Origin of the sequence: uncultured Caldilinea sp. (genome assembly GCF_937128415.1) — a bacterium.
GTDB lineage: Bacteria > Chloroflexota > Anaerolineae > Caldilineales > Caldilineaceae > Caldilinea.
The window spans coordinates 1-4,093 of sequence record NZ_CAKZMJ010000101.1 but is presented as its reverse complement, the minus strand read 5'-3'; the positions used below and the strand labels follow the sequence as shown (position 1 = coordinate 4,093).

The following is a 4,093-nucleotide window of genomic DNA, read 5'->3' as shown; positions in this document are numbered from 1 at the left end:
TTCCTTGACATCGTTTCCTTGACATCGTATGGTAAAATGAATTTATGATGCAAAACGGCTGGAACGCTCCTCAATGCATCAGAATCGCCGCAACCGTCGGACGCAACGTCGGCGGACTCCTCGCGCTTAGTTAGCCCGCGCGTTGTGCACGCGGGCGCATCTGCCAGAATTATTCCTTGCGCTACAATAAGATGAAATTGCGCACGCTTGCAGCGGGCGCCTCATCATGTGTGCGCAGAGACGATGCATTGTTAGAAAGCCAGGTTAGAAAACCACCATAAATCGGAGAACAGTATGTCCAATCGATACAATCCCGCAGAGATCGAGCCGAAATGGCAGCGCATCTGGGAGGAGGAGCAGCTCTACAAGACGGTCGAAGACCCGAATCGCCCCAAGTGGTATGCGTTGACCATGCTGCCCTATCCGTCGGGCGACCTGCACACCGGCCATTGGTATGCGTACACGCCCAGCGACGCAGCCGCGCGCTATCGGCGCATGAACGGCTACAACGTCTTCTTCCCGATCGGTTTCGACGCCTTTGGTCTGCCCGCCGAAAACGCCGCCATCAAACATGGCGTGCACCCGGCCAAATGGACCTACGCCAACATCGAGCGGATGCGCAAGCAGCTGCGGCGCATGGGCGCCATGTGGGCGTGGGATCGCGAGGCGGTGACCTGCGACCCGGAATACTACAAGTGGACGCAGTGGTTCTTCCGCAAGTTTTACGACGCCGGCATCGCCTATCGCGAGTATGCGCCGGTGGACTTTTGCCCCACCTGCAACACGACGCTGGCGCGTGAGCAGGTGTGGGGCGAAGATCGCCACTGCGAACGCTGCGGCACGCCGGTGATCAAAAAGAACCTGGAGCAGTGGAAATTCCGCATCACCCGCTACGCCGACGAGCTGATCGACATGCTCGACCAGATCGACTGGCCGGAGCGCGTCAAGGTGATGCAGCGCAACTGGATCGGCCGCAGCTATGGCGCGGAGGTCACCTTCCGCACCGAACAAGGCCATCCGCTGGAAGTCTTCACCACGCGGCCGGACACGCTGTGGGGAGCGACCTTCATGGTGCTGGCGCCGGAGCATCCGCTGGTCGATGTGGTCACGACGGAGGAGCACCGCGCCGAGGTGGAGGCGTACAAGGCGCTGGCGGCGCGACTGGATGAGATTCAGCGCACGGCGGCGGACAAAGAAAAGACGGGCGTCTTCACGGGCGGCTACGCCATCAACCCCGTCAACGGCGAGCGCATTCCCATCTGGATTGCGGACTACGTGATGATGGGCTACGGCACCGGCGCCATCATGGCCGTGCCCGCCCACGATGCGCGCGACTTCGAGTTCGCCAGGAAGTATGGCCTGGAGATTCGCCGCGTCATCACCGGGCCAGACGGCGCCACCGGCCCACTGGAGGAGGCGTATGACTCCAAGGACGAAGGCGTGATGATCAACTCCGGCCCCTTCGATGGCACGCCGGTGAAGGGCGCAGCCGACAAGGTGACCGAATGGCTGGAGGCCAACGGCATCGGGCGTCGCGCCGTCAACTACCGCCTGCGCGACTGGCTGATCAGCCGCCAACGCATGTGGGGCGCGCCGATCCCGATCATTTACTGTCCGAATTGCGGCACCGTGCCGGTGCCCTACGAGGACCTGCCCGTGTTATTGCCCGAAGACGCCGAGTTCAAGCCCACGGGAGAAAGCCCGCTCAAGTACCACGAAGGCTTCCGTCGCGTCAAGTGCCCGGAGTGTGGAGGCGACGCCGAGCGCGAGACCGACACCATGGACACCTTTATGTGCTCGAGCTGGTACCAGTATGCCTACATCTCGCCCTACTGGAAAAAGGGCGAGCGGCTCAGCCCAGACGATCTGCCGTGGGACAAAGAGAAAGGCGACTACTGGCTGCCCGTCGATCAGTACACCGGCGGCATCGAGCACGCCACCATGCATCTGCTCTACACGCGCTTTTTCACCAAGGCGATGCGTGACCTGGGGCTGGTCAACTTCGACGAGCCGATGCTGCGCCTCTTCAACCAGGGCATGATCCTGGGCCCGGACGGCGAGAAGATGTCCAAGAGCCGCGGCAACGTCATCAACCCGGATGAGGTGGTCGATCGCTACGGCGCCGACACCGTGCGCGGCTACCTGATGTTCATCGGCCCCTGGGATCAGGGCGGCCCCTGGGACCCACAGGCGATCGAAGGCGTGCATCGCTTCCTGCACCGCGTGTGGGCGGTCGTGACAGAGGACGCAGGGCCAGACCAAGCGCCGTCGGAGCCAGACCCTGCGCAGGAGCGGGCGCTCGAACGCAAACTCCACCAGACGATCCTGAAAGTGACCGACGACATCGAGCATTTCCGCTTCAACACGGCGATCGCTGCGCTGATGGAGCTAAACAATTTTCTGCTGCGGGCGCGGGAGACAAGCGTCGTCAACAGCGCAATCTGGAAGGAGGCCATCCGCAGCCTGCTCCTGATGATGGCGCCTTTCTTCCCGCACATCGCCGAAGAGCTGTGGCGCCGGCAGGGCAACGCGTCGAGCGTGCACCTGCAGCGCTGGCCCGTCGGCGACCCGGAAAAGGCGCGCGAAGAGGCGATCACCGTCGTGGTGCAGGTCAACGGCAAGGTGCGCGACAAGCTGCTCGTCCCTCCCGGCACGCCGGCGGAAGAGCTGGAGCGCAGCGCCCTACAATTGAGCAATGTCGTCAAATGGCTGGACGGCCACGCCCCGCGCAAGGTTGTCGTCGTGCCCGACAAGTTGGTGAACATTGTGACTTGAACACGGCGTCGCGCTTTTCTGACGAAAACCCTACGAAACACCTACGCGCTTCGGCAACTGCCGAAGCGCGTACATTTCTTTAAGCTTGCCTTAATCTGGGTGGTTTATCTTTATTATATGGAAAAAACGAAAACATCTATCGAAACAGAAGTCTTTATACACATTGCACAAAAGAAATTTCTTTCTTTCGGCTAAAGCGGACGATGACGGGCTTCTTTGGGTTGCCATAATGCAAAGCAAATGATCCTTGTGTAACAGGTTGCACAGGTTTCCAATATATGAACATGTTTTCACAGAGAGAAGCGATTTCTGCCGGTTGCGAACAGGCTTTCGATCGATAAGGTGGTTCTCAAGCCAGCGACAAAGCAGCTTTTATTGCAACGCAGATTTATGCAGATTCCACAGAGCGAGGAGAACACCATGATCTACAAACAACCTTCGACACATCCAGGATTTGCACGCGTCACCTTTGAACTACCATCCTGTGTATGGGCTGATCGCGTGGCAGTCACCGGCAGCTTCAACGACTGGGATGACAAAGGTGTGCCGCTGGTGCAAATGCGCGATGGTGTGTGGCGAGCGACGATCGAGCTGCCGGTTGGAAAACGCTACGAATTTCGCTATATCATCGATGGGCGCTGGCAATCCGACAACCACGCCGATGGCTTCGCCGACAACGCCTACGGTGGACAGAACAGCGTCATCGATCTTGTCTCTTTCCAGACTGCAACGCTTACGGAACGGCAGCCCAGCAAAGTTTCCGAGAGTCATCCCATTGTCGCTCCGCATTTGCCGACGCCGATCGAAGGAAGCGTGCGCGGCTTCAGCGGCGAGCGCACGCCGGCGGAGATGCCTCGCATGCGGCCTCGGGTGGCTGCAGCCTGATTGGCCGACACAGCGGCAAGCGTCATCACCTCCTGACCGTCCAGCCTTCTCCTGCCGAGCAGTGATTTTCTCGATGGAGAAGGCTGGACGTCTTATTGCCCAGAAGTTACGCAGTTCACTTAACAAGTGGATCGAGCAGATCGAGCCAATACCGTAGGTGCGGCTCTCAGCCGCACGTTCTCGACAGACCCAAGAGCCGTGGGGAAAGCCCCTCACCCCCCGCCCCCCTCTCCCAAGACTGGGAGAGGGGGAGCAAGCCCCTCACCCCCCGGCCCCCTCTCCCAAGACTGGGAGAGGGGGAGCAAGCCCCTCACCCCCCGGCCCCCTCTCCCAAGACTGGGAGAGGGGGAGCAAGGCCCTCACCCCCCGGCCCCCTCTCCCAAGACTGGGAGAGGGGGAGCAAGGCCCTCACCCCCCGGCCCCCTCTCCCAAG

At 60.6% G+C, this 4,093-nt stretch carries 2 protein-coding genes; both read left to right on the top strand.

Annotated elements, in window-relative coordinates:
- Nucleotides 1–294: 294 nt before the first annotated feature.
- Nucleotides 295–2,775, top strand: a complete 2,481-nt coding sequence (leuS, locus tag Q0367_RS19805; RefSeq protein ID WP_298984322.1) for a leucine--tRNA ligase — start codon at nt 295–297, stop codon at nt 2,773–2,775.
- A 420-nt stretch (nt 2,776–3,195) separates the two neighbouring features.
- Nucleotides 3,196–3,660 carry an isoamylase early set domain-containing protein gene (locus Q0367_RS19800; RefSeq protein ID WP_298984320.1) on the top strand — a complete coding sequence of 155 codons (465 nt, stop codon included), beginning with the start codon at nt 3,196–3,198 and terminating at the stop codon, nt 3,658–3,660.
- The last annotated feature ends 433 nt before the right edge of the window (nt 3,661–4,093 follow it).

What these genes read in the sequence shown, in the direction of transcription:
- Q0367_RS19800 (WP_298984320.1), top strand. Translation starts at nt 3,196, where the DNA reads ATGATCTACAAACAACCTTCGACACATCCAGGATTTGCACGCGTCACC.
- leuS (WP_298984322.1), top strand. Translation starts at nt 295, where the DNA reads ATGTCCAATCGATACAATCCCGCAGAGATCGAGCCGAAATGGCAGCGC.